At 64.8% G+C, this 24,226-nt stretch carries 23 protein-coding genes and 1 pseudogene; 11 read left to right on the top strand and 13 right to left on the bottom strand.

Translation table 11 applies throughout. The features are described 5' to 3' along the window. Positions 1-41: 41 nt before the first annotated feature. Positions 42-596 carry an NADPH-dependent FMN reductase gene (locus DID99_RS05600; RefSeq protein ID WP_044848764.1) on the bottom strand — a complete coding sequence of 185 codons (555 nt, stop codon included), beginning with the start codon at positions 594-596 and terminating at the stop codon, positions 42-44. 375 nt (positions 597-971) lie between these two features. Here DID99_RS05600 and DID99_RS05595 point away from each other — a divergent pair, with 375 nt between their 5' ends. Next, a complete protein-coding gene (locus tag DID99_RS05595) occupies positions 972-1,568 on the top strand; it encodes an RNA polymerase factor sigma-70 (RefSeq protein WP_124485974.1) in 597 nt (198 codons plus the stop codon). After that, positions 1,549-1,785, top strand: coding sequence for a zf-HC2 domain-containing protein (locus DID99_RS05590; protein WP_124666278.1), 237 nt, complete (start codon positions 1,549-1,551; stop codon positions 1,783-1,785). The genes DID99_RS05595 and DID99_RS05590 overlap by 20 nt, the downstream gene beginning before the upstream one ends. Positions 1,786-2,137: 352 nt before the next feature. Here DID99_RS05590 and arsC read toward each other — a convergent pair whose 3' ends face one another. After that, entirely contained in the window at positions 2,138-2,494 is a 357-nt protein-coding gene (gene arsC, locus DID99_RS05585; protein WP_044848770.1) for an arsenate reductase (glutaredoxin), read from the bottom strand. 964 nt (positions 2,495-3,458) lie between these two features. Between arsC and parA the strand changes: the two genes are divergently transcribed. Both parA and DID99_RS05575 read left to right on the top strand, forming a co-directional pair. Beyond that, positions 3,459-4,121, top strand: a complete 663-nt coding sequence (gene parA / locus DID99_RS05580; RefSeq protein WP_040138954.1) for a ParA family partition ATPase — start codon at positions 3,459-3,461, stop codon at positions 4,119-4,121. Positions 4,122-4,144: 23 nt separating this feature from the next. Next, positions 4,145-5,206 (top strand): ParB/RepB/Spo0J family partition protein, encoded by a 1,062-nt coding sequence (locus DID99_RS05575; RefSeq protein ID WP_124485972.1) that lies wholly within the window; start codon positions 4,145-4,147, stop codon positions 5,204-5,206. Between the two features lie 90 nt (positions 5,207-5,296). Here DID99_RS05575 and DID99_RS05570 read toward each other — a convergent pair whose 3' ends face one another. After that, on the bottom strand, positions 5,297-6,661 hold the full coding sequence (locus DID99_RS05570) for a replication initiation protein (RefSeq protein WP_044848760.1): 1,365 nt from the start codon (positions 6,659-6,661) through the stop codon (positions 5,297-5,299). Positions 6,662-8,483: 1,822 nt separating this feature from the next. On the opposite strand from DID99_RS05570, the gene DID99_RS05565 reads away from it, so the two are divergent. Further along, a complete protein-coding gene (locus tag DID99_RS05565) occupies positions 8,484-9,665 on the top strand; it encodes a DNA-binding protein (protein WP_124666277.1) in 1,182 nt (393 codons plus the stop codon). Positions 9,666-9,804: 139 nt separating this feature from the next. Here the strand turns inward: DID99_RS05565 and DID99_RS05560 are convergent, their stop codons facing one another. The 3 genes from DID99_RS05560 to DID99_RS05550 all read right to left on the bottom strand — a co-directional run bounded on the left by DID99_RS05560 (position 9,805) and on the right by DID99_RS05550 (position 12,038). Beyond that, entirely contained in the window at positions 9,805-10,818 is a 1,014-nt protein-coding gene (locus DID99_RS05560; protein WP_124485971.1) for a tyrosine-type recombinase/integrase, read from the bottom strand. Positions 10,819-10,920: 102 nt separating this feature from the next. After that, complete coding sequence (locus DID99_RS05555) at positions 10,921-11,298, bottom strand: DUF2471 family protein (RefSeq protein ID WP_124485970.1); 378 nt, start codon at positions 11,296-11,298, stop codon at positions 10,921-10,923. 128 nt (positions 11,299-11,426) lie between these two features. Beyond that, positions 11,427-12,038 (bottom strand): helix-turn-helix domain-containing protein, encoded by a 612-nt coding sequence (locus DID99_RS05550; RefSeq protein WP_124485969.1) that lies wholly within the window; start codon positions 12,036-12,038, stop codon positions 11,427-11,429. A gap of 161 nt (positions 12,039-12,199) precedes the next feature. Here DID99_RS05550 and DID99_RS05545 point away from each other — a divergent pair, with 161 nt between their 5' ends. Further along, a complete protein-coding gene (locus tag DID99_RS05545; protein WP_124666276.1) occupies positions 12,200-13,399 on the top strand; it encodes a glycine C-acetyltransferase in 1,200 nt (399 codons plus the stop codon). 13 nt (positions 13,400-13,412) lie between these two features. Continuing rightward, the gene (tdh, locus tag DID99_RS05540) at positions 13,413-14,441 is read left to right on the top strand and encodes an L-threonine 3-dehydrogenase (protein WP_044848754.1); all 1,029 of its coding nucleotides are present in this window, start codon (positions 13,413-13,415) and stop codon (positions 14,439-14,441) included. 524 nt (positions 14,442-14,965) lie between these two features. Here tdh and DID99_RS05535 read toward each other — a convergent pair. Both DID99_RS05535 and DID99_RS05530 read right to left on the bottom strand, forming a co-directional pair. Further along, the gene (locus DID99_RS05535) at positions 14,966-15,367 is read right to left on the bottom strand and encodes a hypothetical protein (RefSeq protein ID WP_124666275.1); all 402 of its coding nucleotides are present in this window, start codon (positions 15,365-15,367) and stop codon (positions 14,966-14,968) included. After that, positions 15,364-16,002, bottom strand: coding sequence for a GNAT family N-acetyltransferase (locus DID99_RS05530; RefSeq protein ID WP_124666274.1), 639 nt, complete (start codon positions 16,000-16,002; stop codon positions 15,364-15,366). Before DID99_RS05530 ends, DID99_RS05535 begins: the two co-directional genes overlap by 4 nt. A 191-nt stretch (positions 16,003-16,193) precedes the next feature. Between DID99_RS05530 and DID99_RS05525 the strand changes: the two genes are divergently transcribed. Both DID99_RS05525 and DID99_RS05520 read left to right on the top strand, forming a co-directional pair. Then, positions 16,194-16,808 carry a TetR/AcrR family transcriptional regulator gene (locus tag DID99_RS05525; protein WP_124666273.1) on the top strand — a complete coding sequence of 205 codons (615 nt, stop codon included), beginning with the start codon at positions 16,194-16,196 and terminating at the stop codon, positions 16,806-16,808. A gap of 54 nt (positions 16,809-16,862) precedes the next feature. Then, on the top strand, positions 16,863-17,342 hold the full coding sequence (locus tag DID99_RS05520) for a nuclear transport factor 2 family protein (RefSeq protein WP_124666272.1): 480 nt from the start codon (positions 16,863-16,865) through the stop codon (positions 17,340-17,342). A 540-nt stretch (positions 17,343-17,882) separates the two neighbouring features. On the opposite strand, the gene DID99_RS05515 is transcribed toward DID99_RS05520, so the two are convergent. Beyond that, positions 17,883-18,968: a tartrate dehydrogenase gene (locus tag DID99_RS05515; RefSeq protein WP_044848750.1), complete on the bottom strand. Its 1,086-nt coding sequence runs from the start codon at positions 18,966-18,968 to the stop codon at positions 17,883-17,885. A gap of 117 nt (positions 18,969-19,085) precedes the next feature. On the opposite strand from DID99_RS05515, the gene DID99_RS05510 reads away from it, so the two are divergent. Beyond that, entirely contained in the window at positions 19,086-20,009 is a 924-nt protein-coding gene (locus DID99_RS05510) for a LysR substrate-binding domain-containing protein (protein ID WP_124666271.1), read from the top strand. 248 nt (positions 20,010-20,257) lie between these two features. On the opposite strand, the gene argC is transcribed toward DID99_RS05510, so the two are convergent. Next, positions 20,258-21,205: an N-acetyl-gamma-glutamyl-phosphate reductase gene (gene argC, locus DID99_RS05500; protein ID WP_124666270.1), complete on the bottom strand. Its 948-nt coding sequence runs from the start codon at positions 21,203-21,205 to the stop codon at positions 20,258-20,260. 118 nt (positions 21,206-21,323) lie between these two features. On the opposite strand from argC, the gene DID99_RS05495 reads away from it, so the two are divergent. After that, positions 21,324-22,208 carry a LysR family transcriptional regulator gene (locus tag DID99_RS05495; RefSeq protein WP_124666392.1) on the top strand — a complete coding sequence of 295 codons (885 nt, stop codon included), beginning with the start codon at positions 21,324-21,326 and terminating at the stop codon, positions 22,206-22,208. Between the two features lie 26 nt (positions 22,209-22,234). On the opposite strand, the gene DID99_RS05490 is transcribed toward DID99_RS05495, so the two are convergent. The 3 genes and pseudogenes from DID99_RS05490 to DID99_RS05480 form a co-directional block, all read right to left on the bottom strand. Further along, a complete protein-coding gene (locus DID99_RS05490; protein WP_124520195.1) occupies positions 22,235-22,699 on the bottom strand; it encodes a hypothetical protein in 465 nt (154 codons plus the stop codon). A 60-nt stretch (positions 22,700-22,759) separates the two neighbouring features. Continuing rightward, a complete protein-coding gene (locus DID99_RS05485) occupies positions 22,760-23,977 on the bottom strand; it encodes a patatin-like phospholipase family protein (protein ID WP_185733736.1) in 1,218 nt (405 codons plus the stop codon). Positions 23,978-24,100: 123 nt separating this feature from the next. Beyond that, a pseudogene (locus DID99_RS05480) lies at positions 24,101-24,226 on the bottom strand (3-hydroxybutyrate dehydrogenase); the annotation flags it as partial.

Here is a 24,226-nt window from a genome sequence, read left to right as displayed (position 1 = left end):
CGGCATGCGGGCCGGTGCCGGCGGCGGCAAGGAAACGGCGATCAGGCCGCCTTCAGCACGCGCACCCAGTCGACGTAGCGGTCGACGAAACCCTGCAGGAACTTGCGGGTGTCTTCGCTGACGATCTGGCCCTCGTCGTCGATACGCGCCGGGTCGTGCTTGATGAACATTTCCGGCTGGCCGAGCGTCTTCACGTCGAGATACGCAAGCACGTTGCGCAGGTGCTGCTGCGCGAGCGCGGTACCGGTCGCACCCGGTGACGTGCCGAGCACCGCACCCGGCTTGCCGGACCACGAATTGTGCCCCCACGGGCGCGAGCCCCAGTCGAGCGCGTTCTTCAGCACGCCCGGGATCGAGCGGTTGTACTCGGGCGTCACGAACAGCAGCGCGTCGGCCGCCTCGATCGACTGCTTGAAGCGCTTCGCGACTTCCGGAAAGTCCGCGTCGTAGTCCTGGCTGTAGAGCGGCAGTTCGCCGATCTCGACGAATTCGAACGAGAAATCGGCGGGGGCGAGCGAGATCACGGCTTGCGCGAGCGCGCGGTTCCAGGAACCGCGACGCAGGCTGCCGACGACGACTGCAACACGATAGGACATGGCTTTCTCCTTCCGGTGAGTAAGGAATCGGGTCGATTGATTCTGGACAGGCGACAAAGGTCTGTTTATAGGCAAGCCAGCCCGCGAGCCGTCCCACGGGGCCGACCGGCCGACTTTCCACAAGGTTTTCCACAGAAATTGTGGATAACTTGACCGTTATGGTCTGATGTTACAGACCGCCCGCGTCGCGATTTCGCGGCGCGGGACGCCAAGCTTCGGCAAGCATAGCGCAGCACGCCAGCCGGCTTCGTGAATTCGCGACGGAACATGCGTTGCAGCGCAGCGTCTCGCCCAGTAAGCTGCTCGCACACCGCGATGCGCCCGCCCGGTGGCGCGCACGCGAGCGCTTTCGCTTCGTAAGGCTCCCGACCTGCCATGCTGTCCGCGTACGACGACCCCGCCTATCTCGCGCAACTGCGGCGCGACCTGCTGCGCTTCGCGCGACTCCAGCTCCGCGACACCGATGCGGCCGAGGATGCCGTGCAGGAAGCGCTGACCGCCGCGTGGTCGCACGCGGGAGAGTTCGCGGGACGGTCCGCCCACAAGACCTGGGTGTTCGGCATCCTGCGCAACAAGCTGATCGACATCCTGCGCGCACGGCAGCGGACGGTGAGCCTGTCCGCGCTCGATGCGGAACTCGACGGCGAATCCGCGCTCGATCGCGAACTCTTCAAGGAAAACGGGCATTGGGCGCCGCACACGAAGCCGCGGCCGTGGCCGCGCCCCGAAACGCTATTGCAGCAACAGCAGTTCTGGATGCTGTTCCAGGTCTGCCTCGACCACTTGCCGGAACACATCGGGCGCGTGTTCATGATGCGCGAATTCCTCGACGTCGAGATTGCCGACATCTGCAGCGAACTGACGTTGACGACGAATCATTGCAGCGTGTTGCTGTATCGGGCGCGCACGCGCCTGCGCACCTGCCTCAGCGAAAAAGGAATGACGACCGAAGATGCTGCCGGGGAAATGTAGGGACGTGACGCGACTGCTGTCGGATGCGCTCGACCGGTCCTTGACGCTTCATGAGCGCATGCAGGTGCATGTGCATCTGCCGACTTGCAGCGGATGCCGCGTGTATCGCGGGCAGATCGCGCTGCTGCGGACGGCAGCTCATGCGGCGGCAGGGCGGGGGACGGGGGACGAAGCGGGTGGCGATCGGGATGAGTCGTCGGGCGACGGGCAGGGCTGAGTTGCTGCCTTGTGATTTCTGCTACGAGCGGTTCATTTGATGACGGCTGGGAGCGTAGCCACGGTGGACGGTTGTGATATTCGAATTCAGTCGAGCGATCCGACGCGTCTCGTGATTGCTGCTACGAGTGGTTCCATCGATGACTGCTGGCAGGGCAGCCACGGTGGACGGTTGTGCTACTCGAATTCAACCGGTCGATCGGATGCGTCTCGTGATTTCCGCGACGCGCGGCTCATTTGATGACCATCGGCAGCGTAGCCACGGTGGTCGGTTGCGGCCCGCGAATTCAGCCGCTTATTCCCGGCGCGCTCGCGCCGGGATGATGCGCTAAGAAAAATACGCCGAACAACAATTATTCGAACAGCGCGCGCACCGACTCGGGCGGACGACCGATGGCCGCCTTGCCTCGATACACGACGATCGGACGCTGCAGCAGAATAGGATGAGCCGCAATCGCTTCATAGGCCTCCGCGTCGGTCAGACTCGCACGGGCAAGATCCAGCGTCTTGTACGGCTCTTCGCCGTCGCGAAGCATGTCGCGCACCGGGCGCCCGAGCTGACGATGCAACGCTTCCAGTTCCTCGACCGTCGGCGGCGTCTTCAGATACTCGACGACATTCACCTGCGTGCCGGCGGTGTTCAACGTCTCGACCAGTGCGAGCGTCTCGCGGGACTTCGAGCAGCGGGGGTTGTGGTAGATCGTGATCATCATTCGGACCTGGATAGGAAAGGCACGTATTGTAGCCAGTCTGGTTGCGTGCGTTTCGGCGGGGACCGGCGCGCGGGCGAAAGGGGAGTTGGAGTACGGTGCGGCGTGCGGGGAGGAATCGTTCGCGCCGACGAGCGTGCAGAGCGCGTGATGCCTTTATGCGCATAAAGTGCGTTGTATGGGCAATCGCCAAGGACGTCTGCGGCGGGGAGCGCAGATGAACAACGACGCATCGCTCTGGCGTGTTGGAGGTTCCGACGCGAGGGCCACCGTACGGTTTTGGTTTTATCCGTCGCCGAGTTTATGCGCATAAAGCTGTCGCTTCGCGAGGTGGGGAGGTCCACTGATATCGCGACTGGGCCGGACACTTCGATGCCTCGAACGATCAGCGGGGCGATACGCGATCGCGTCCGTCCGGGGCATTGTCGCGGGACGTATTAATGCGCGCTTGCCGACGTGGGGCCGCCGATCGCGGCCGAGCCTCTCGATGGTTTATGCGCATAAACGCTGGGGGCGGCCAGCGCTTCACCGCTTCACCACTGCACGCTGCGCACGGCGCGAGTATCGCGCCGGCCTGAGTCGCGCCGCGTTCGTCATCCAGGCTCGTGCTCAAGCGAGGACGCCGACTCGCAGATCCTCTCCAGCACCGCCGAAGTTTATGCGCACAAACTCCTCCGTCACCAAGGCCCCGCGCGTTCGGCTATCGACGGGGCAGGCGCCAACACATTGCGCCGATCAGCTTCTCGAACGAGGGGGCAGAAACGCCTGTCGTCACGACGATCCATCCGCTCATCATCCACCGCAGCAATCTCGCCGCCATCCGCTGCAGTCAGCCAGCGTCCCCATTCGTTTATGCGCATAAACCGATAGCCCGAATGGCTAACGCGTAGTTGGCAAACGACAATTTCATTGAAATATAAATATCGTCCTGTAAAATTCCAACGACCAAAAACAGGAGTGAAAATTGGCCGCGGAAATCATTGCAGTCACTCAACAAAAAGGTGGCGTCGGCAAAAGCACGATTGCCATGCACCTCGGCGCGGCATTCCATGAGAAAGGGAAGCGCGTCCTCGTCATCGACGCCGACGGTCAAAACACACTGGTTCACTGGTCGAGCGCATCCGGTGACAGCGACGCCGGCATCCCGTTCCCGGTCGTCAATCTCGCCGAAGCCGGCGGCCAAATCCATCGCGAGATCAAGAAGTTCATCAACGACTACGACATCATCGTCGTCGATTGCCCGCCGTCGATCACCGAGAAAGTCTCCGGCGTCGTGCTGCTGGCCGCATCGATCGCCGTGATTCCGACTTCGTCGTCGCCAGCCGATTACTGGTCGAGCGTCGGGCTGGTGAAGCTGATCCAGCAGGCGCAGGTGATGAACGAAGACCTCCGTGCCGTCTTCCTGCTGAACAAGACCGAAGAGAAGCGCATGCTGACCCGCGAGCTCAAGCGTGCGCTCGAGGAGCTCGGCTTCCCGTTGCTGAAGACGCAAATCCCGACCCGGGAAGCGTACAAGCAGGCAATGGCGCTCGGTCAGACCGTGCTGCAGATGAACGATCGCGGCGCCAAGCTGGCCGCCGCGGAAATTCGCGCATGTGCCGACGAAATCGTCGCCATGCTGCCCTGACTTTATGCGCATAAAGGAGTCACATGAAACCCTCCCAATTTGCAAAAGGATTCCAAGCGCGCCCGGATATCACGACGAGCGAGAAGCGCACGGCGCTTGATCGGCTGAATGCCATCGACGGCATCGTCAAATCCGAGACGGCCACGCCGGTCCCGACGAAGTCCGCCAAGAAGGACATCACGCCGCCACCGTCTCCGGACGTCCTGCTCGATCCGTCGATCGACGAGTCGCCGCAATATCGCGCGTGGCGCCTCGAGAACCGCTATGCGCCCGGCCAGGTAATCGAACTGCCGTTGAAGGCGATCAAGCATAGTCCGTTCAACCCGCGGCACTTCTATCTGAAGTCGTCGATTGCCGAACTCGCGGTCAACCTCGCGAAGCAGGGGCAGCAGCAGGCGATCCACGTGATTCCGGACTATGACAATCCGGGTTCGTATTTCGTCAGCGATGGCGGCCGCCGCGTGCGCGCGCTGAAGGAAGCGAACAAGGAGTCGGTAAAGGCGATCGTGATCGACGTGCCGATCGGGATCCAGAGCTACAAGCTCGGCTACGACCTGAACGTGCAACGCGATTCGCAGACGGTGTTCGACAACGCCGTCGTATGGCGCCGCTTCCTCGACGACAAGCACTTCCTGAGTCAGAAGGAACTGTCCGAGCATCTCGGCCTCGACGAGTCGACGGTCGCGGTCGCGCTGTCGATCGGCAAGCTGCCGGAAAGCGTGATGCAGGAGATGGTCGCGCGTCCCGATCGTTTCGGTTCGAACATGGCGTATCAGGTCGGCCGTTATCACAACGCGCGCGGCACCGAGGCGACGCTGCGCCTGATCAACAAGATCGTGTCCGACGATCTCAGCACGCGTCAGGTGTCGGACATCGTCAAGGGCCGCGTCGCGGCGCAGGAAACGCCGAAGCCGGCGGGCCGCCAGCGCTATGCGCAGCGTCTCGAGATCAAGCTCGGCGGCAAGTCGGTCGGCGACCTGAAGTCGTATGGCGAAGACCGCATCGAACTGCGCCTGCGCGGCCTCCCGAAGGACAAGCGCGACGCGATCCTCGAGCAGCTCGAGCGGATGCTGTTGTCGGACTGATGGAAACGGCCGGCAGGGCCTGGCGATGCGCCGGGCCCGCCGGTTGGGCGGGCGGCCGGCGGCGGCCCGTCAGAGGGGCCTGAACAGGCCTCAGGCGGCCCGCGATTGATTCAGGGTGAACGACAGCAGGTCGCCGTCGGTCGGCTCGCCCCAGGTCTTCTGAGCCAGCCAGTCGAAAAACGCCGTCTCGGCCAGCTTCGAATCGAGGCCGCGCTTGCGCCAGTCGTCACGCAGGTGCGAGCCCATCGTCGGCAGCACTTCCGACTCGAACGACTCGCGCGCCACTTCGCGCTCCGCGTCGCCCTGCTCCTCGTACAGCACCTTCGCTTCCTTGCGGCGGAACGCCGCGAATTCGCTCAACAGACGCGCCTTCAGATCGTCCGGCTGCGCCGCGACGACCTTCGCGGCAGGCGCGCCCGACGGCAGCGCGTCGACGGACTCGACCGGCGGCGCATAACCCTTCTTCAGCGCATCCTTGAACAACGCGGGCGCGCTGCGCACCGGCGGCAGCGTCGTGCTGCGCATCCGTTGCTCGGTCATCTGCAGCGCGGCGCGAATCCGGTTTTCCTCGCTGTCCGCGTAGAGCGTCTGCGCTTCCTTGAGCGGAATGCCGAGCTTCACCATCCGGTCGACCAGCGTGCTGTCGAACACGTTCGGATGCTCGTCGAGCGCGAGCATCGGCTGCTTGCGCTCGGTCACACGGAACTGGATCTCCGCGACCCGGCGCCCTTCGCGATGTTCGATCAGTTCGACGAAGATATTGGTGACCGCATTGACCTCGGCGATCGCCGGACGCAGGTAGTCGCGCTTGAAGTACTTGTACTCGCGCTTCGCCTCGTCGCCGGCTTCCGTATCGGGCGTGCCCGACAGGATCGGCCGCCACCATTCCCACGGCTCGCGCATCGTCAGGTGGCTCGGGTTCGTCAGGTAGCGCACGCAGATCTCGTAGAGCGCGAGACCGGCGCTGCTGCGCAGCTGGCTCTGGAACTGCAGGCTCAGACGCGCGTACTGGACCGGGTCGAGCAGCTTCTTCTTGATCTTCGGTGCGAACGAGAATTCGACCCACACGCGGCGGGTAGCCGGATCCTCGAGAATTTCGGCATCGGCGATCAGCGTCGAGATCCCCCACTTGCGGCCCGGCTTCTGGCTCGACGTCCCCGTGCTCCATTCAACCTGGACCGACACCATGCGGCGCAGGTGTTCCTTCACCAGCGCGGTGTCGTTCGAATCGAAGGCGGAGTTGGCGACGATATCCGACAGCAGCGCGCGATACGTATCGCCCGAGTCGTCGGCCTGCTGCGCGACGGCGAGCAGGACGTTGAACAGCTTGCGGGTCAGGAGCGTGATCTTGCCGCTCTTCGGCTGAATTGCGATCGCCTCGACGGCCTTACGCAATTCGGCTGAACTGGCACTCACCACATCCACATCGGTTTTCTTGGCGCGCTTCGTTGCCATGCGTCGGGTCGGAGGAGAAGTTTCACGGAAGGATAGCGCCTGTGGTGATGTGCGTCCAGAACGACATGCTCACCATAGCGGGTGAAGTGCGCGTGTGAAACGGCACTCACCCCAACCCTCTCCCGAAAACCCTCACCGGTCCGGATTTACAGCGTTTCGGACTCGTCCAGACGTGTCGCGGGATGCGCGGATTCACAGATTTTCGCCTGTGCTCGACACGTGCGAAACTTGCTCCCGTATCGGCTCACCTTTCGATTTGTCGTAATTTTGCGACTGCACTTCCGGGTCCTCGTCACAGGGTCGCCACTGGACGTCGCGACATCGAGCGGACAGGCCCGCACCGGCCTGTATGCATGTACAGGCGCGGCTGACCGGGGCGACCGCAACCACGCCCGGCACCCGGAAACCGCGCCAAAAAGGATGCGTCGCGAGGCCATCGAAGCCGATTCACAGGCCCGGGCGCGCATTGTACAGCGCACGGAAACCGTTCGGTCCCGAAAATTCTCACCTCAACGGCTCGGAATTCTGTGCCCCGGATCCAGACAAGTCCCCGGCACACGCGGGATCGCCAGCCAGGACCTCCCGAAAAGCCTCACCTTATTGAAAAAAGCGGCGCTCCAACGGACGCGGATACGGCTCCCGAAAAACCTCACCGTAACCGCCGCGGTATCAAAAATGTCAATGCCGTCCGATACTTGTGTGCAGCAGGCGTTCCGCTGTGTCCGGCGATCGCCCCCCCGAAAAGCCTCACCTTTGCGGCAGGCGAACGTCGGCGGCAGCTGTGTATCGACTCCTGAAAACTCTCACCTGTGCCAAAAAGTGGCACAGCAAAAATCAGTTTTCTGCCAGTCCCGGCGGGCTTTTCAGCGAATTCGCCCCGTTATGGGTCCCGAAAAGCCTCACCTTTGCCCTATTTTCGAGCAAATGGCGCTCCCGAAAAGACTCACCTATCAGGCAAACGACAGCCTGTGATCGATGTCCCGAAAAAGCTCACCTCAACGGGATCCGGGCAGGAAAACCCGGATTTCGCTCCCGAAAAGCCTCACCTTTCAGGCTTCACAGGCCCCACAGGGCACTTTTGCTGTGCAAAATGACCGTCGGTTCCCGGAAATCCTCACAGCAAATCCCTGTGGAGTCCCGTGAAACCTCACCTTTCATGAAAACTGCCCAAAAGATGGGCAGAATAGGGGCGCGAGTAAGGTCCCGCAAATTCTCACCTATGTCTGCACAGGCAGAAAACTGTGCGCGCAGGCACAGCGCGGGTTCCATGGCTGTGCGGCCCCGAAAAACCTCACCTTTGGGAAATCTCGCATTTCACTGTGATCCCGAATCCGCTCACGACCTTTCCTGCATCGGCTCACGCAGATCCCCGAACCCCATCACTTCAGCTCCCGCAGAAGATCACCTTGATTCCCGTAAAACTTCACCTTGTCGGCCGGAAAGCCTTACTACATAAGGCTGTGCCGTGGCGTTAACGTTTTTAACTAAGGGTTCAAGGGTGTTTACTTCTAATACTCTCAAGACATCGGTCGTCGAGTTTTCCACAGAGACCCCAACCCCTGAACACCGACAGTGAGCGTGACGCCCATCATGTGAAACAAATGCCCTTTTTCGGGGCTTGCTAAAAAACGCTTTCAGCACAAGTACTTGGCTCGCTTTCTTCGCTTTGTTTCACGGAATCGGGACGCTGGCTCATCCAGATCGGCTCACAGCGCCGATTTCTGTGCACAGTGACGTAAATTCACCGCGGCCGACAAAAACAGGTATCAAAAAATACGTATTCCGTTATGATCACAACATTTCAATGTCTGTGAGTCCTGCCATGACGCTGGATGAAATACGTGAAGCCATCCGGGAAGAACTCGAATCGCTACGCGCGAGCGGCGCGCGCCGCCAGGAGTTGTCGCTGCATGCCTGCAAGCGCCTGTTTTTCGATCTCGGCATCCGGCCGTCGGCCGCCAATGTCCGCGATCTGACCCAGACCGGCAGTGCCAGCGACATTCCGAAGGACATCGATCATTTCTGGGAACGGATCCGCGCCGCGTCGAAGGTTCGGCTCGACGGTGCGGCGATTCCGAAAGCGGTCGAGGAAAAGGCGGGCGCATTGCTTGGCGCGCTATATGAAGAGGCGTTGAAAGCGGCCAGGGAAAGTCTCGATGTCGACCGCGAGCAGATCCGCGCCGGCGTGACCGATGCGGAACAGCGGCTGCGCGACGCCACGGTTCGCCAGGAAACCCTCGAGGGCGCGCTGACGCGCAGCGAAGCCCGCAACGAGCAGCTGCAGGCACGTGTGACCGAGCTCGAGGTGCAGCTGGCCTCGCAATCGACGCACGGTTCGGCAAACGAGGCGACGCTGCTCACCACAGTCGCCCGACTCGAAAAGGAACTGGCCGCCATGGCCGGCCGCGTCGATGCCGAACAGACGCAGAACGCGGCGCTGCGCGACCGTATCGACACGCTGCAAGCCGAATTGCAGCAGCGCACCGAACACTATGCGCAGCAGATCAAGGATGCGGTGGCGGAAGCCGAGCGCCGCGTCAAACCGATGCTGGTCGAGCTGGACTCGCTGCGCAGCATGGCGGCGACCTATCAGAGCGGTTTGCGCGACGTGCAACGCAAGGAATTCGATTTCCTTCAGCAACTGAGTTCGACCAAGGCCCGCGCGGACCGGCTCGAGGAACAGCTTCGCAGCCAGGGCGACGAGTTGGAGCGCGCGACGCGCGAGGTGAATACGCTGCGCGCGAGCCGCGGGATGAACCCGGAGATTTCCGCGCTGATCCGGCGCCTGGCCGATGCCGGTCAGCTGGATGCCGATGCGTTTTCCGCGATCGGGACGTCACTGGACCATGAAATTCCGGTGCCGACCCAGTGCCCGCATTGCGATGGCGAACCGGAGTTGTCGCACGGCGACGACGGGTTCGAAGTATCGTGCCCCGAATGCGAACATGCGTCGGGGCCCTGGCCTTCACGATTCGAAGCGATCGCACGCTTTGCACGCGATTGACGCGCCGGTCGGCACAGCGATCGCACAGGTGAGGTGATTCGGGACGTGTGAGGTGAGGTTTTTCGGGAGCGGGGAAACGGTGAGGCTACGCCGCACAAGGCTGCTCACGGATCACGTCGCGTGAGCAGCCGGTTCGTCATCAGTGAGTTTCGTCCTGGTCGGAAGCGTCACCATTCGCGAGATCGTCACGCCAGTTTTTCCACGCGCGGTGCAGCCGGTTCGACGAGATCGGCCGCACGAAGCCGAGCCATTTGCCGACCCGCTCGGGCGGTACGTCGTGTTCGAACAGCTCGGCCGCATAGGTATTGCGCAGCGTTTGCGGACTCGCGCGCGCTGTGCGCGACGACGTCAGCCCGGCGGATTCGACGATCGCGTCGATCGCGCGCAGCATCGTCGCCTTGTGCATCGGCCGCCCGGCGTGCGATGCGGGAAACACGAGCTCGCCGGGAATCTCCTGGCGCTTGCGCTCCACGAGCCATGCTTCGAGCAACGCGATCGCGAACGACGCCAGATGGGTTTCGCGCGCGAAATCGGGATGCGTCGACGGGATCTGCAGCGACGTTCCGCTCGTATTGATGCAACTAATCGTGAGCACGCGTGCTTCGCCGGTCTTCACGCCGGCGCCGAGAAACGCGGCGACGAGCGCGCGGTCGCGGCGCTCTTTCCAGTACGCGGAGCCGGACACGCCGATCGGCGAAAACAGATAGGCCAGCAACTTTGCGCGTTCGGCCGGCGTCAGGAAACCGGTTGGCTCGTTGTCGCGTGCCTGACGCCAGTTCGCTTCGCCATCCTGAGCAATGAAGCGGGCCGGGTTGGTGGACGCGAACTCGGTGCGCCGGATGTGGTCGAGCACGCGTTCGATCAGCCGCAAATAACGCATTCGCTGCGTTTTCCGGATCGGAAGCTCGCCGACGAAGTTCGCGATCGTTGCGGTATCGACCGTGGCCAGGTTTTTCTGGTTTGCACGCAGCCACGCAAGAAAGGCGCCCCATTGTGCGCGGTAGACGTCGGCCGACGAACGGCGGTAGTCCTGCATGGCAAGCCACGCGTCGAACGCGGCTTCGGGCGAGATGATCCAGTCGGACGCGCCGCGGTCGAACAGATCCTTTTCTTCCGGGCGTGCCGGGGTGTCGGAGGGCGTGGGAAGGGACATGTTATTTATTCCGTTAGTTGCGTATATGGTAGCCCTTTCCGCAACGTCGCGGACAGCAGGATGCGGGAGCCGCCCACCGTGTCGGACGCTCGGGGCCTGACGTCAGTCGCCCCACGCCTTCGACGGGCGGTGAACGCGTTCGCGGGGCGCCGCTTCCTGCGATTTGGCCGCGGCTTCATACGCGAGGACCGCGAACGAGAACACGGCGGGCAGCGCGTTCGATCGGCCGAAGTCGATCGGATCGTCCGTTTCGGGAAAGGTCATGTCCGATGGCCGTTCGAACAGTTGACGCATGCCGGCCTCGTGCCGGCTGGCAAAACCGAGATCGGCGAGCGCCTCGGCTTCGATCGCGTGCAGCAGGCGCCACGACAGCGGGACGCGCTGACGGATGTAGCGCCCGGCTATATGGCGGACGATCAGTTCGAGGTCGTGCGCGGCAGCCTTGAAGCTGAGCGCGGCCAAATCTTGTTCTTCTGTCATCGCAGGCTCCTGTCGACCGGCGCGGGCGCCTCGGTGCGCCGCCCCGGCCATGCATGGCGGAATGTTCGTTTACTGTACAAACATACAGTATTTTCCGCAACTGGCCTTTCGGCCAGCTAGCCGCATCGTCAGCGATGAATCACGATCAGTAGTGCGCGTGCCTCGGCCTTGCCGGGGTTGCGGATCGCGTGCGGCGTGTCGGCCGGGTAGCGCGCGGTGTCGCCCGCCTTCAGGCGTCGGCTCGCCGCCGCGGCTTCGATTTCCATCGCGCCCTGCAGCACGGTGAGGTGCTCGCGCGTGCCGGGTTCGTGCGCGTTCGATACGAGCGCGCCGCCGCCCGGCAGCGTCAGTTCGTACCACTCGAACTTGCCGGCCAGGTCGATCGGGCCCCATACGCGCAATTGATAGCGGCCGTCGTGGCCGGCGAGCGTCGGGATGTCGTGCGGGCCGTCCACGCGGATCGTCTCCGGCGCTTTCGGCTGAGAGAACAGCTCGTCGAGCGTGATGCCGAGCGCATTCGTGAGCCGCCATGCGACCGCGATCGTCGGATTGGCCTTGTCGCGCTCGATCTCGGAGAGCATCGACTTCGACACGCCAGCGGCGCGCGACAGGTCGTCGAGCGTCAGCTTGCGCTCGTTGCGCAGGCGCTGGATTTGCTCGCCGACGCGCGGCGGCGTCACGCCCGGCGCTTGCGGTGCGGCGCTGGCAGGCGTGCGCCGCGACGCGGAGGAACTTGCCATTTGGTTTCCGTTCGCTTAGAGTTGTTCGGTATTTCGAATTCTAGTTCGGAATATCGGATAAGTGCGGTCAACCGAACGACCGACTATAACAGTAGCAGGCCGTTGCGCCGCCGCCACGAGTGGCGCGCGACGGGATGCGAATCCCTGTCAGGAGCTTTGCGATGCGTGATGCCTTTCTCGCCCAGGTGCGCGGGACGCTCGACCAGATCCGCGCGGACGGTTTTTACAAGACCGAGCGCGAGATCGCGAGTCCCCAGGCGGCGGCCGTGCGGCTCGCCGGCGGTGCCGGCGTGCTGAATTTCTGCGCGAACAACTATCTCGGTCTGGCGAACGATCCGCGCCTGATCGCCGCGGCGCAGGCCGGTCTCGACCAGGACGGCTTCGGCATGGCGTCGGTGCGCTTCATCTGCGGCACGCAAACCGTGCACAAGCAGCTCGAAAGCGCGCTGGCATCGTTTCTCGGCACCGAGGACAGCATCCTCTATTCGAGCTGCTTCGATGCGAACGGCGGCCTGTTCGAGACGCTGCTCGACGAGAACGACGCGGTGATCAGCGACGAGCTGAACCACGCAAGCATCATCGACGGCATCCGTCTCTGCAAGGCGAAGCGTTTCCGCTACAAGAACAACGACCTGTCCGACCTCGAGGCGAAGCTGAAGGAAGCCGACGCCGCGGGCGCGCGCCACAAGCTGATCGCGACCGACGGCGTGTTCTCGATGGACGGCATCATCGCCGACCTGAAAGGCATCTGCGACCTCGCCGATCGTTACGGCGCGCTCGTGATGGTCGACGATTCGCACGCGGTCGGCTTCATCGGCGCGCATGGCCGCGGTACGCCCGAGCACTGCGGCGTCGACGGTCGCGTCGACATCATCACCGGCACGCTCGGCAAGGCGCTGGGCGGCGCATCGGGCGGCTACGTCGCGGCCCGCCGCGAGATCGTCGAATTGCTGCGCCAGCGTTCGCGCCCGTACCTGTTCTCGAACACGCTGACGCCGAGCATTGCCGCGGCGTCGTTGAAGGTGCTGGAACTGCTCGGCAGCGACGAAGGGGCGAAGCTGCGCGAACGCGTGCGCGAGAACGGCGCGCGTTTCCGCGAGCAGATGACGGCCGCGGGTTTCACGCTCGTGCCGGGCGCGCATCCGATCATCCCGGTGATGCTCGGCGACGCGCAGCTTGCGACCAACATGGCCGACAAGCTGCTGGCCGAAGGCGTCTACGTGATCGGCTTCTCGTTCCCGGTCGTGCCGCGCGGTCGCGCGCGCATCCGTACGCAGATGAGCGCCGCGCATACGCCCGAACAGATCGATCAGACGGTCGCCGCGTTCGTGCGCGTCGGCAAGTCGCTCGGCATCCTCTGACGGAGGCGCGACCATGAAAGCACTGGCAAAGCTCGAACGCGGCCCGGGCCTCACGCTCACGCGCGTGAAGCGCCCCGAAGTCGGACACAACGACGTGCTGATCAAGATTCGCCGCACGGCGATCTGCGGCACCGACATCCATATCTGGAAGTGGGACGACTGGGCGCAGAAGACGATTCCCGTGCCGATGCACGTCGGTCACGAATACGTCGGCGAGATCGTCGAGATGGGGCAGGAAGTGCGCGGCTTCGCGATCGGCGATCGCGTGTCAGGCGAAGGCCACATCACGTGCGGCTTCTGTCGCAACTGTCGCGCAGGGCGCCGGCATCTGTGCCGCAACACCGTCGGCGTCGGCGTGAATCGTGAAGGCGCGTTCGCCGAGTACCTGGCGATTCCCGCGTTCAACGCGTTCAAGATTCCGCCCGAGATCTCCGACGATCTCGCGTCGATCTTCGATCCGTTCGGCAACGCGACGCATACAGCGCTGTCGTTCAATCTCGTCGGCGAGGACGTGCTGATCACCGGCGCGGGCCCGATCGGCATCATGGCCGTCGCGATCGCGAAGCACGTCGGCGCGCGCAACGTCGTGATCACCGATATCAACGACTACCGGCTCGAACTTGCGCGCAAGATGGGCGCGACGCGCGCGGTCAACGTCGCGCGCGAGTCGCTGCGCGACGTGATGGCCGACCTGCGCATGACGGAAGGCTTCGACGTCGGTCTCGAGATGTCGGGCGTGCCGAGCGCGTTCACGAGCCTGCTCGAGGCGATGAATCACGGCGGCAAGGTCGCGCTGCTCGGCATTCCGCCCGCGCAGACGGCGATCGACTGGAACCAGGTGATCTTCAAGGGGCTCGAGATCAAGGGCATCTACGGTCGCGAGATGTTCGAGACCTGGTACAAGATGGTCGCGATGCTGCAAAGCGGTCTCGATCTGTCGCCGATCATCACGCATCGCTTTGCGGCGGACGATTACGAGAAAGGCTTCGCCGCGATGCTGTCGGGTGAAAGCGGCAAGGTGATTCTCGACTGGACGGTCTGAGCGCCGGCGGGGCGGTTCGGTACGTTTGCCGGCTGCCCCGCTCGTGCGGGCATGAGCGTTTGTCGGGGCTGGGCCGCTTCGACGAACGCGTAAGGTGAGAATATTCGGGAGCTGTGTTTGCGTACCGAACGGCGGCTCGATCATGCTGCCGCGTGTCGCGCAGGCGTGGAATTCAACGGGCTGCACGTCGTTTCTCGTCAGCGATACGAGGGCGATCGCACTTCGATTCCGCAGCACTCATCGGTGACATGCAATCGCGCATGCACCTCACCCATCAGCGCCGCTCCGCTGCCCACTCCGTCGCGTCGCTCGGCGCGTGCCTTTCTTCCTGCCCTTCCGTTTTCGCTTGTCGTGCCTGAATAGTGGGCCCTTGCCGCATCATCGCGTGTCATGGTTTTGCCCTGCGTCAGCGCCAGCACGTCACCACGCAACCCGGTCACGGCTCGGCCTCGAGGCGTGAGCCGATCACCGACATGCAACTCACCCATCAGCCCGCCAGCCGGCATCGATCGGTGCGCTGCCTGCTATTCGATCCGCTCACCGTTCGGCCATCGCGGCTCGAGTTGCAGACTCAACACGACGAGCCAGCGTTTCGGGCATTGCGGTGCGATTTCGATCAGATCCCCATGCGCGCCGGGCACCGTCACGAGTCCGTTTTGCGCTGCATGCCGATACGCGCGCGATGCGTCCGCCTGAAGCCAGGAGCTGACCAGCGCGCACGTGACGAAGCGGAACAGCAGCAATGTCGCGGCTTCCGGCGTGTCGCCCAGCAACACGAGCAGGCTGTCGAACGCGAGCGTCAGCAGCTGCGTGACCGTGATCGTGATGACAGTCAGCTTCACCAGCCCGCGCATGCGCAGTGCTGCCCGCGTGCGGGCGTGACGTAGTGCGAGCCGCGCGCGATCGTCGTCGCTTTCGTGTCTCACGACGCCGCTCCGGCGCGCTGCGCGACGTCGATCGATGTCGTGTCGGATACAGGCATCGGCGCGCCCGCTCCGCCAACCGCCTTGCACAGGATCGCGCTGTCGTAGCTGTGTCCTGCAAACCGCATCACGTCGATCAACCGAAACCCTTCGCGACGATAGAAGTCGACGAGCCGGACAGCCGCATGCGGCGCATCGAGCGCGATGTGCGTCGCGCCACGCGCGGCAGCCCGCCGTTGCGCGAACGCGAGCAGCGCACGGCCGATGCCGCGGTCCTGCCAGACCGGATCGACGGCCAGCTGGCCGAGCGTCGCGACGCGTCGGCTGCGATACGGATCGCAACGCGAATCGGGATCGTGCGGTTGCATCGTGATCGTCGCGACCAGATGCGCGTTGCCGAGCGCGACGAAACACTCGCTGGTGAGCATGCGTTCGCGCGTCGCCGACGCCGGCTGGTCGACACCCGGACAGTTGAAGCCCGCGGCGCCGAGTGGCGCGTACGCACGATGCAGCAACGCGGTCAGCGACTCATACGAATCGCTGCGCGGATCGAAACGCCTTACCACCACGCGGCCGTCGAGCCGCTTCGCATAAGCCGCATAGGCACGCGCGGAGCGTGCGGATTCCGGTCGCTGCATGATGTCCTTTCGGCCAGACAGGGTGACCGAAGTGTAGTGAGCCCCCCGCGCCAGCTTCAAGAAAAAATGTCGTAAACGCCGGCTGCAATGCGCCGCCCGCCATCGGGACCATGCGGCGTTCGGCCCTTCCGACGGCAGGGCCTTTTCACGCCGCTGTTGACGAGGGAGAACGATCGTTCTACCGTAAACCCATGAACACACATGATGACCTCTCCGGCGAACCGGCCGTTCGCGACCGGCTGCTCGACGCGGCCGAGGCGCTGATCTACTCGGGCGGCATCCACGCCACGGGTGTCGATGCGATCGTGAAGCGATCCGGTGCCGCGCGAAAGAGCTTTTATTCGCATTTCGAATCGAAGGAGGCGCTGGTCGTGGCCGCGCTCGAGCGCCGTGACGAACGCTGGATGCGCTGGTTCGTCGACGCGACGCTGGCGCGCGGCAAGTCGCCGCGTGCGCAGTTGCTCGGCATGTTCGATGTGCTGCGCGACTGGTTCGTGGAACCCGATTTTCACGGCTGCGCATTCCTGAACGCGTCCGGTGAAATTGCCGACGCCGACGATCCGGTGCGCATCGTCGCGCGCATGCACAAGGCGCGCTTGCTCGCGTTCGTGCGCGAGCGGTTCGACGCGTATGCCGACGCAGCCGGGATCGAGCGCCGCGGGCTGGCCCGCCTCGCACGTCAATGGCTGGTGCTGATCGACGGCGCGATCGCCGTGGCGCTCGTCAGCGGCGATGCCGTCGCGGCGCGCGATGCGCGCGCAGCCGCCGAATGCTTGCTCGATACGGTGTCTCGAGCGTCGCAGTAACGCGTCCCAACCGGCTGCGTTCGTGCGCAGCCCAACCTTGAACAGGAGCATCCCATGTCCGCTTGCCCGGAAGTTCGTCCGCCCGTTCCGCCCTTCACGCTCGACACGGCGCGCCAGAAAGTGCGCGCCGCGGAGGATGCGTGGAACACGCGCGACCCGCTGCGCGTGTCGCTCGCCTATACGCCGCAGAGCCGGTGGCGCAATCGCGCGGAGTTCGTGACGGGCCGCGACGAGATCGTCGGCCTGCTGCAGCGGAAATGGACGCGCGAGCTCGACTACCGGCTGATCAAGGAGCTGTGGGCGTTCGGCGGCAATCGCATCGCGGTGCGATTCGCGTACGAATGGCATGACGACGCCGGCAACTGGTTCCGCTCATACGGAAATGAAAACTGGGAGTTCGACGAAAACGGCTTGATGGCGCATCGCCACGCGAGCATCAACGATCTGCCGATTCGCGAAGCGGACCGCCTGTACCACTGGCCGCTCGGCCGCCGTCCGGACGATCATCCCGGCCTGTCCGATCTCGGGCTGTGACGCAGCACGATGACGACGCGTGAACGCGTTCGATTACGCATCGAGCGTGCCGCCTGTGCTCAACGGTGAGGAAATTCGGGAGCCGTGTATTGAGGTGAGAGTTTTCGGGAGAAGGAGCGATTCCGTGCGGGACGGTGTGATTCTTCACGTCCCGCGTCTCACCGATCATTCTTCGCAGGAAACGGCGCGATTGCGCTGACGGAAGCGCCGTGCGCATTGCAGTGCTCGCGCTTTCGTTGCGTTGCCCGCGCGCGAATCGAATGCGACATCGACACTGGCGGGATTCGATCGGTGTGTAGCGATGCGCGATGCAACTCACCGCTCGACTTCGACGTGATGCCGGTTACGGCGATGGATCGACACGTGACCGTGCGTGTCACCGCATCGCGTTGCTCACCGTTCGAAATCGACATCGATACCGACACGCGCGCGTCCAGGCCCGCACATCGGAATCAACCAGGGTGCGCGGCAGCCGGTCGTGTTGCTCACCCCTGAACATGCATCCATCGACCACCTGCGCGCGCCCTGCGCATCGTTCCGTCAGCCTGCGATCCGCGCCGCGATCGCTTCACCCACTTCCTGCGTTCCTGCCTGGCCGCCGAGATCGCGCGTGCGCGGCCCGGTGCGCAGCACGTCCTCGATCGCCGCGACGATCGCATCGTGCGCTTCGCGTTCGCGGCCCGCGCCGTTGCCGAGGAAGTCGAGCATCATCGCCGCCGACCAGATCATCGCGATCGGGTTCGCGACGTACTGGCCCGCGATGTCCGGCGCGGAGCCGTGCACCGGTTCGAACAGCGACGGAAACGTGCGATCCGGGTTCAGGTTCGCCGACGGCGCGATGCCGATCGTGCCCGTGCAGGCCGGCCCGAGGTCGGACAGGATGTCGCCGAACAGGTTCGACGCGACCACGACGTCGAAGCGGTCGGGCTGCAGCACGAAGCGCGCGCACAGGATGTCGATGTGCTGCTTGTCGACGGCGATCTCGGGATAGCGCTCGCCCATCTCGGCCGCGCGCGCGTCCCACCACGGCATGCTGATCGCGATGCCGTTGCTCTTCGTCGCGACGGTCAGGCGCTTCGCGCGGCGCTGCGCGAGCTCGAACGCGAACTTCAGCACGCGCTCGGTGCCGTGACGCGTGAAGATCGACTGCTGCATGACCACTTCGCGCTCGGTGCCTTCGAACATCGTGCCGCCGACCGACGAATATTCGCCTTCGGTGTTCTCGCGCACGATCATGAAGTCGATGTCGCCCGCGTTGCGGCCGGCGAGCGGCGACGGCACGCCGTCGAACAGGCGCGCGGGCCGCAGGTTGATGTACTGGTCGAACTCGCGGCGGAATTTCAGCAGCGAACCCCACAGCGAAATGTGGTCGGGCACCGTCGCGGGCCAGCCGACCGCACCGAACAGGATCGCGTCCATGTCCGACAGCTGTGCCTTCCAGTCGTCCGGCATCATCTTGCCGTGCTGCGCGTAGTAGTCGCAGCTCGCCCAGTCGATCTGTTCGAACTGGAAACGGATGCCGAAGCGCGCCGTCACGGCGTCGAGCGCGCGCAGGCCCTCGGGCATCACTTCACGGCCGATGCCGTCACCGGGGATGACGGCAATCCTGTACGTCTTGTCGCTCATGCAAGCCTCCTTGGCTGTTCGGGCCGCCGGCAGCGTGCGCAGCGGAACGTGACGCCATTTTATTTATTTCCATTCAGATTAAAATCGTGCGAAAGGTTAATCGACTTTCCACGAATCGTGAACAAATCGCCGAATCTCGACGACCTGCGCGTCTTCAGCCTGGTCGTCCGCCTGACGAGCTTCAGCGCGGCCGCCGAGCAGCTCGCGGTGTCGCCCGCGTACGTGAGCAAGCGCATCGCGCTGCTCGAGGCGCAGCTCGGCACGCGGCTGCTGCATCGGTCGACGCGCCGCGTGACGGTCACGGAGGCCGGCGAACGCGTGTTCGCGCGTGCCGAGAAGATTCTCGACGACGTCGATCATCTCGTCGAGGATGTCTCGACCACGCGCACGGTGCCGCGCGGCACGCTGCGCATTTCGAGCAGCTTCGGCTTCGGCCGCCATGTCGTCGCGCCGGCGTTGCTCGACTTCTCCGCGCGCTATCCGCAGCTGAACGTGCGGCTCGATCTGTTCGACCGGCTCGTCGACGTCGCGGGCGAAGGCTACGACCTCGACGTGCGCATCGGCGACGAGATCGCCGATCACCTGATCGCGCGCCGCCTGGCCGCGAACTATCGCGTGCTGTGTGCGTCGCCCGACTATCTCGCACGACGCGGCACGCCGCGCACGCTCGCGGATCTCGCGTCGCATGACTGCCTCGCGATCAAGGAGCGCGACCATCCGTTCGGCGTGTGGCGGCTGAACCTGCGCGGAGAAACGGCAACGGTGAAGGTCGGCGGCGCGCTGTCGACGAACCACGGCGAGGTGGCCGTGCAATGGGCGCTGGCCGGGCGCGGGATCGTGCTGCGCTCGATCTGGGAGGCGGGGCCGCTGATCGAACGCGGCGCGCTGCGGCGCGTGCTGCCGGACGTGATTCAGCCGGCGAACATCTGGGCGGTCTATCCGGAACGCGTCGCGGCTTCGGCGAAGGTGCGCGTGTGCGTCGATTTTCTGGCGGAGGCGCTCGCCGGGTTGAATGCCGCGGCGAGCGACGATGCGGGCTGAAATCGGTGAAAGGTGAGCTTTTACGGGGGCATGTCTGTGACGTCGGCACATGCCCGTTTTGTGCGTGCCATCGCGTCATGGGCCGACACGACGCAACAGGCAGCGATACGTCGATGGCCGCGAGGCACGAGCCCGACCGACGATGATGCCCGCACCCGCACCCGCACCCGCACCCGCACCCGCACCCGCACCCGCACCCGCACCCGCACCCGCACCCAAACCGCGGCTCACACCCGCGGCTCCGGCGTTCAAGCCGCTTTCGCAGCGCTCTCCGTGCCGAGCATCAGGTCGAGATTCTGCACGGCCGCGCCGGATGCCCCCTTGCCGAGATTGTCGAACACGGCGGACAGCAGCACCTGACCGTGATCGTCATTGACGAACACGCTCAGCCGCAGGTCGTTCGTACCGTTCAGCGCCTGCGGATCGAGATGCGTGATCGTGCGCGTATCCGCGAGCGGCGTGACCTCGACATGGCGCGCGCCGGCGTAATGGTGCGCGAGACACGTGTGCAGCAACTCACCAGTCACGCCGGCCGGAAGAAGGCGCAGCTCGATCGGCACCGTCAGCACGATGCCCTGCCGATAGGCGCCGTAAGCCGGCACGAACAGCGGACGGTGCGCGAGCCCGGCATGCAGCTGGATCTCGGGCGCATGCTTGTGCGCGAGCGCGAGGCCGTAGACCTGCAGCGGTTTCGCGCGCGCGGCGTCGTTCGATTCGAATGCGTCGACGGCGGCGCGGCCGCCGCCCGAGTAACCCGACACCGCATGGATGCTCACCGGGTAGTCGCGCGGCAGCAGGCCGGCCTGTTGCAGCGGCCGCAGCAGCGCGACCGCGCCTGTCGGATAGCAGCCCGGATTGGTGATGCGCCGTGCACGTGCGATGGCCTGGGCGTGCCCGTCGGCCATCTCGGGGAAACCGTAGACCCATTCCGGTTCGGTGCGATGGGCCGAGCTCGCATCGATCACGCGTACCGCCGGATTCCGGATGAAGCCGACCGCTTCGCGCGCGGCGGCGTCGGGCAGGCACAGAATCGCGATATCGCACGCGTTGATCGCTTCGCCGCGCCGCGCGGGGTCCTTGCGCTCGGCATCCGGCAGCGTGACGAGCCGCAGGTCGGTGCGATCCCGCAGGCGCTCGTGGATCTGCAGTCCGGTCGTACCTTGGTCGCCGTCGATATAGACAGTAGGGAGGCTCATGATGGTCGCGTTCCTCGTTTCGGGCATCGGGAAAGCCGTATCGTCCATCGAACGCCTAGAATAGGAAAAGTTGAATTTCCTGATGACCGGATTCAGTTTTCCTGAACGGGAGGTGGGCATGCGCGAGATCAGTCTGGACCGGCTGCGTACGTTGGTCGCAATCGCCGACCAGGGATCCTTCGTGGCCGCCGCGCAACTGCTGCATCTTGCGCCGCCGACGGTCAGCCTTCATGTCGCCGAACTCGAAAGCCGCATCGGTGCGCCATTGCTGTCGCGCACGCGCGGCAACGTGCAGCCGTCGACGATCGGTGCGGTGCTGGTGGAGCGGGCGCGCCGTCTGCTGGCCGAGGTCGAGTCGACCCTCGACGACGTGGAGCGGCAAGTGCAGGGCCTGACCGGGCGGGTGCGCCTCGGAGCATCGACCGGGGCGATCGCCCATCTGTTGCCGCAGGCGGTGGCCCGGCTGCGCGAGCAGCATCCGGACATCGATGTCCAGATCGCGGTGCTCACGTCGCACGACACACTGGCGCGGATTGCGCAGGGCTCGCTCGACGTCGGGCTGGTCGCCCTGCCGCAGGCGGCGGTCGCGGGGCTGTCGATCCGCGCGTGGCGGCGCGATCCGGTGCTGGCCTTTCTGCCCGCGGACTGGCGGCTGCCGGCACGCGTGACGCCGGCCTATCTGGCCGCGCGCCCGCTGATTCTCAACGATGCGACCACCCGCCTGTCGCGGCTCACGACGGAATGGTTCGCGCTCGGCGGCCACCGGCCCGAGCCGCGCATCGAACTCAACTACAACGATGCGATCAAGAGCCTGGTCGCCGCGGGTTACGGCGCGACGCTGCTGCCGCACGAGGCGGGCGCCCCGTTGCCCGACCCACGCATCGTCATGCGGCCGCTGCGTCCGGCGTTGTGGCGCGAACTGGGCATCGCGCATCGGGCCGGCCCGGTCGAGCGGTCGACCCAGCACGTGCTCGACGCGTTGTGGGCGCTCGGCGCGCGCTAGGGCGCTCAGGGAACCGCGCCGCCGTCCTACAGCCGGTTGTCCTTCGCGAGCATCAGCACGCGCGCCCAGCGCTGCGCATCGCGCTTGTCCATCATCGGCAGTTTCCATTCGCCGCGCACCGCGTCGCGCACGCGCACGACGAGATGCCAGCGGCCGCCGATCGGCGCCGCCTCGCAGCCGTCGAGCTGCGACAACGTATAGCGGCCGTCCGCGCCGTCGTGCGACAGCCACAGCAGCCCCTGCGTCGCGGACACGCGCACCTCGCCCCACGCGCGATGCACGATGTGGGTCCAGCCTTGTTCCTTCGTGTTCGGTGCGATGTCGCGGCGGCGCTTGATCCACCATGCGATCAGCGCGATCAGGATCGCGGCGGCGAGCACGGCGGCCGCGATCGCGACCGGCTGGCCGAACTGCGCGGCGATGACGTGAAACAGGTGGACGGCGCCCCATCCCAGGGCGATGAGCGCGAACAGCGCAATGAAGATCGGCATGTCGAATCGGAACAGAGGACGGACCGGCGCAGCCTGCGCGCCGGTCCGTCGCACACGGCATCACCGGCGGCGGTGAATGTCGTGCGTGACGAAGCCCGCGTCGTTGGTGGGCAGCGCGAGGCCGTCCTTGACCGCGAGCGTCTTGCGGATGTCGTCGAGACCCGCGCACCAGTGGTCGCGCATCGTCGACAGACCGAACTGATAGTCCTTGTAGTGGTGCTCGTACGCCTTCTGCTGATAGATCAGGTGCTGGATGTTGTATTTCTTCCCGCTCGACATCGCTTCGGCCTCGATGCACCACGGGTCGTTCTTGCGCTGCTCTTCCGGCACCTGCTCGAGCACGTGGCGCAGCACGTTGCGGTAGCGCTGTTCGCGCTGCAGCGTATCGGTGACGAAACGCGTGCGGCTCGAATACTGCACGTCCTTCGTGCGTTCCGCGACGTCGGCCATCGTGCGCGGCAGCGGCCCGCGCGCGCTCCACAGATCGACCTGGAACGCGAGCGTGTCGCGCCGCGGACGCGCGCGCAGCACTTCCATCAGCGGCGTGTTCGACACGACGCCGCCGTCCCAGTAATACTCGCCGTCGATCTCGACCGGCGGAAACGCGGGCGGCAGTGCGCCGGACGCCATGAAGTGCTCGGGCTCGAGGCGGATGCGCGAGTTGTCGAAGTACACGAAGTTGCCGGTGCCGACGTTGACCGCGCCGACCGACACGCGCGTCTCGCCCGAGTTGATCCGGTCGAAATCGCACAGCTTGAGCAGCGTCGCGCGCAGTGCCGACGTGTCGTACCAGCTGATCTTTTCCGGATGATCGGACAGGCCCGGCAGCGGCGGCGGGAAGCGCGGCGAGAAGAAGCCCTGCTGGCCCTGCATCATCGCGCTTGCGGCCTGCGATGCGGTGAAGAACGTGCGGACCTGGTCGATGCTGTTGAACAGCGCGAATTCGAACGCGGCCGGAATCGCGGGAAAGAACGCCGGCTGGCAGATCGTTTCCCAGAATTGGCGCAGCCGCTCGACGCGATGTTCGGGCGCATTGCCGGCGATCAGCGCGGTGTTGAGCGCGCCGATCGAGATGCCTGCGATCCAGTCAAGCGGAACGCCCGCTTCGTGCAGCCCTTCGAACACGCCGGCCTGATACGCGCCGAGCGCGCCGCCGCCCTGCAGGACGAGCGCGATGGTTTCGTACGGCAGCGACCGCGCAGCGGCCGGCGCGCCGGCTTCGTGTTGCAGGTCCGCCGCATCGACGGCCTGCTTTTCTGTACGCGCGTGCGGTTTCATCAGTTGCTCCGAGAAATCCCGCCGTGGACGGCGGAGATGGATGGCGTGGCGTCGACCGACGGCACGCCGTCCTTGGTATGGATGGTGGTGTGGAAGTCGCCTCCCGTTACAGAGGCGAGGACCTTACTGCATGAACCAGCCGTGGCTGACGACGAACGACTGGCCCGTGAGCGCGGCGCTCGGGAACGCCGACAGGAACAGCACCGTCTGCGCGACGTCCTGCACCGTCGTGAACACGCCGTCGACCGT

It is taken from the genome of Burkholderia sp. Bp8986, from assembly GCF_003854225.1.
Classification (GTDB): domain Bacteria; phylum Pseudomonadota; class Gammaproteobacteria; order Burkholderiales; family Burkholderiaceae; genus Burkholderia.
The sequence above is the reverse complement of the archived record's forward strand: the minus strand, read 5'-3'. Positions and strand labels throughout refer to the sequence as shown.

Coding starts and splice junctions, on each gene's coding strand:
- DID99_RS05600 (WP_044848764.1), bottom strand. CDS start 596: ATGTCCTATCGTGTTGCAGTCGTCGTCGGCAGCCTGCGTCGCGGTTCC.
- DID99_RS05595 (WP_124485974.1), top strand. CDS start 972: ATGCTGTCCGCGTACGACGACCCCGCCTATCTCGCGCAACTGCGGCGC.
- DID99_RS05590 (WP_124666278.1), top strand. CDS start 1,549: ATGCTGCCGGGGAAATGTAGGGACGTGACGCGACTGCTGTCGGATGCG.
- arsC (WP_044848770.1), bottom strand. CDS start 2,494: ATGATCACGATCTACCACAACCCCCGCTGCTCGAAGTCCCGCGAGACG.
- DID99_RS05575 (WP_124485972.1), top strand. CDS start 4,145: ATGAAACCCTCCCAATTTGCAAAAGGATTCCAAGCGCGCCCGGATATC.
- DID99_RS05570 (WP_044848760.1), bottom strand. CDS start 6,661: ATGGCAACGAAGCGCGCCAAGAAAACCGATGTGGATGTGGTGAGTGCC.
- DID99_RS05565 (WP_124666277.1), top strand. CDS start 8,484: ATGACGCTGGATGAAATACGTGAAGCCATCCGGGAAGAACTCGAATCG.
- DID99_RS05560 (WP_124485971.1), bottom strand. CDS start 10,818: ATGTCCCTTCCCACGCCCTCCGACACCCCGGCACGCCCGGAAGAAAAG.
- DID99_RS05555 (WP_124485970.1), bottom strand. CDS start 11,298: ATGACAGAAGAACAAGATTTGGCCGCGCTCAGCTTCAAGGCTGCCGCG.
- DID99_RS05550 (WP_124485969.1), bottom strand. CDS start 12,038: ATGGCAAGTTCCTCCGCGTCGCGGCGCACGCCTGCCAGCGCCGCACCG.
- DID99_RS05545 (WP_124666276.1), top strand. CDS start 12,200: ATGCGTGATGCCTTTCTCGCCCAGGTGCGCGGGACGCTCGACCAGATC.
- tdh (WP_044848754.1), top strand. CDS start 13,413: ATGAAAGCACTGGCAAAGCTCGAACGCGGCCCGGGCCTCACGCTCACG.
- DID99_RS05530 (WP_124666274.1), bottom strand. CDS start 16,002: ATGCAGCGACCGGAATCCGCACGCTCCGCGCGTGCCTATGCGGCTTAT.
- DID99_RS05525 (WP_124666273.1), top strand. CDS start 16,194: ATGAACACACATGATGACCTCTCCGGCGAACCGGCCGTTCGCGACCGG.
- DID99_RS05520 (WP_124666272.1), top strand. CDS start 16,863: ATGTCCGCTTGCCCGGAAGTTCGTCCGCCCGTTCCGCCCTTCACGCTC.
- DID99_RS05515 (WP_044848750.1), bottom strand. CDS start 18,968: ATGAGCGACAAGACGTACAGGATTGCCGTCATCCCCGGTGACGGCATC.
- argC (WP_124666270.1), bottom strand. CDS start 21,205: ATGAGCCTCCCTACTGTCTATATCGACGGCGACCAAGGTACGACCGGA.
- DID99_RS05495 (WP_124666392.1), top strand. CDS start 21,324: ATGCGCGAGATCAGTCTGGACCGGCTGCGTACGTTGGTCGCAATCGCC.
- DID99_RS05490 (WP_124520195.1), bottom strand. CDS start 22,699: ATGCCGATCTTCATTGCGCTGTTCGCGCTCATCGCCCTGGGATGGGGC.
- DID99_RS05485 (WP_185733736.1), bottom strand. CDS start 23,977: ATGAAACCGCACGCGCGTACAGAAAAGCAGGCCGTCGATGCGGCGGAC.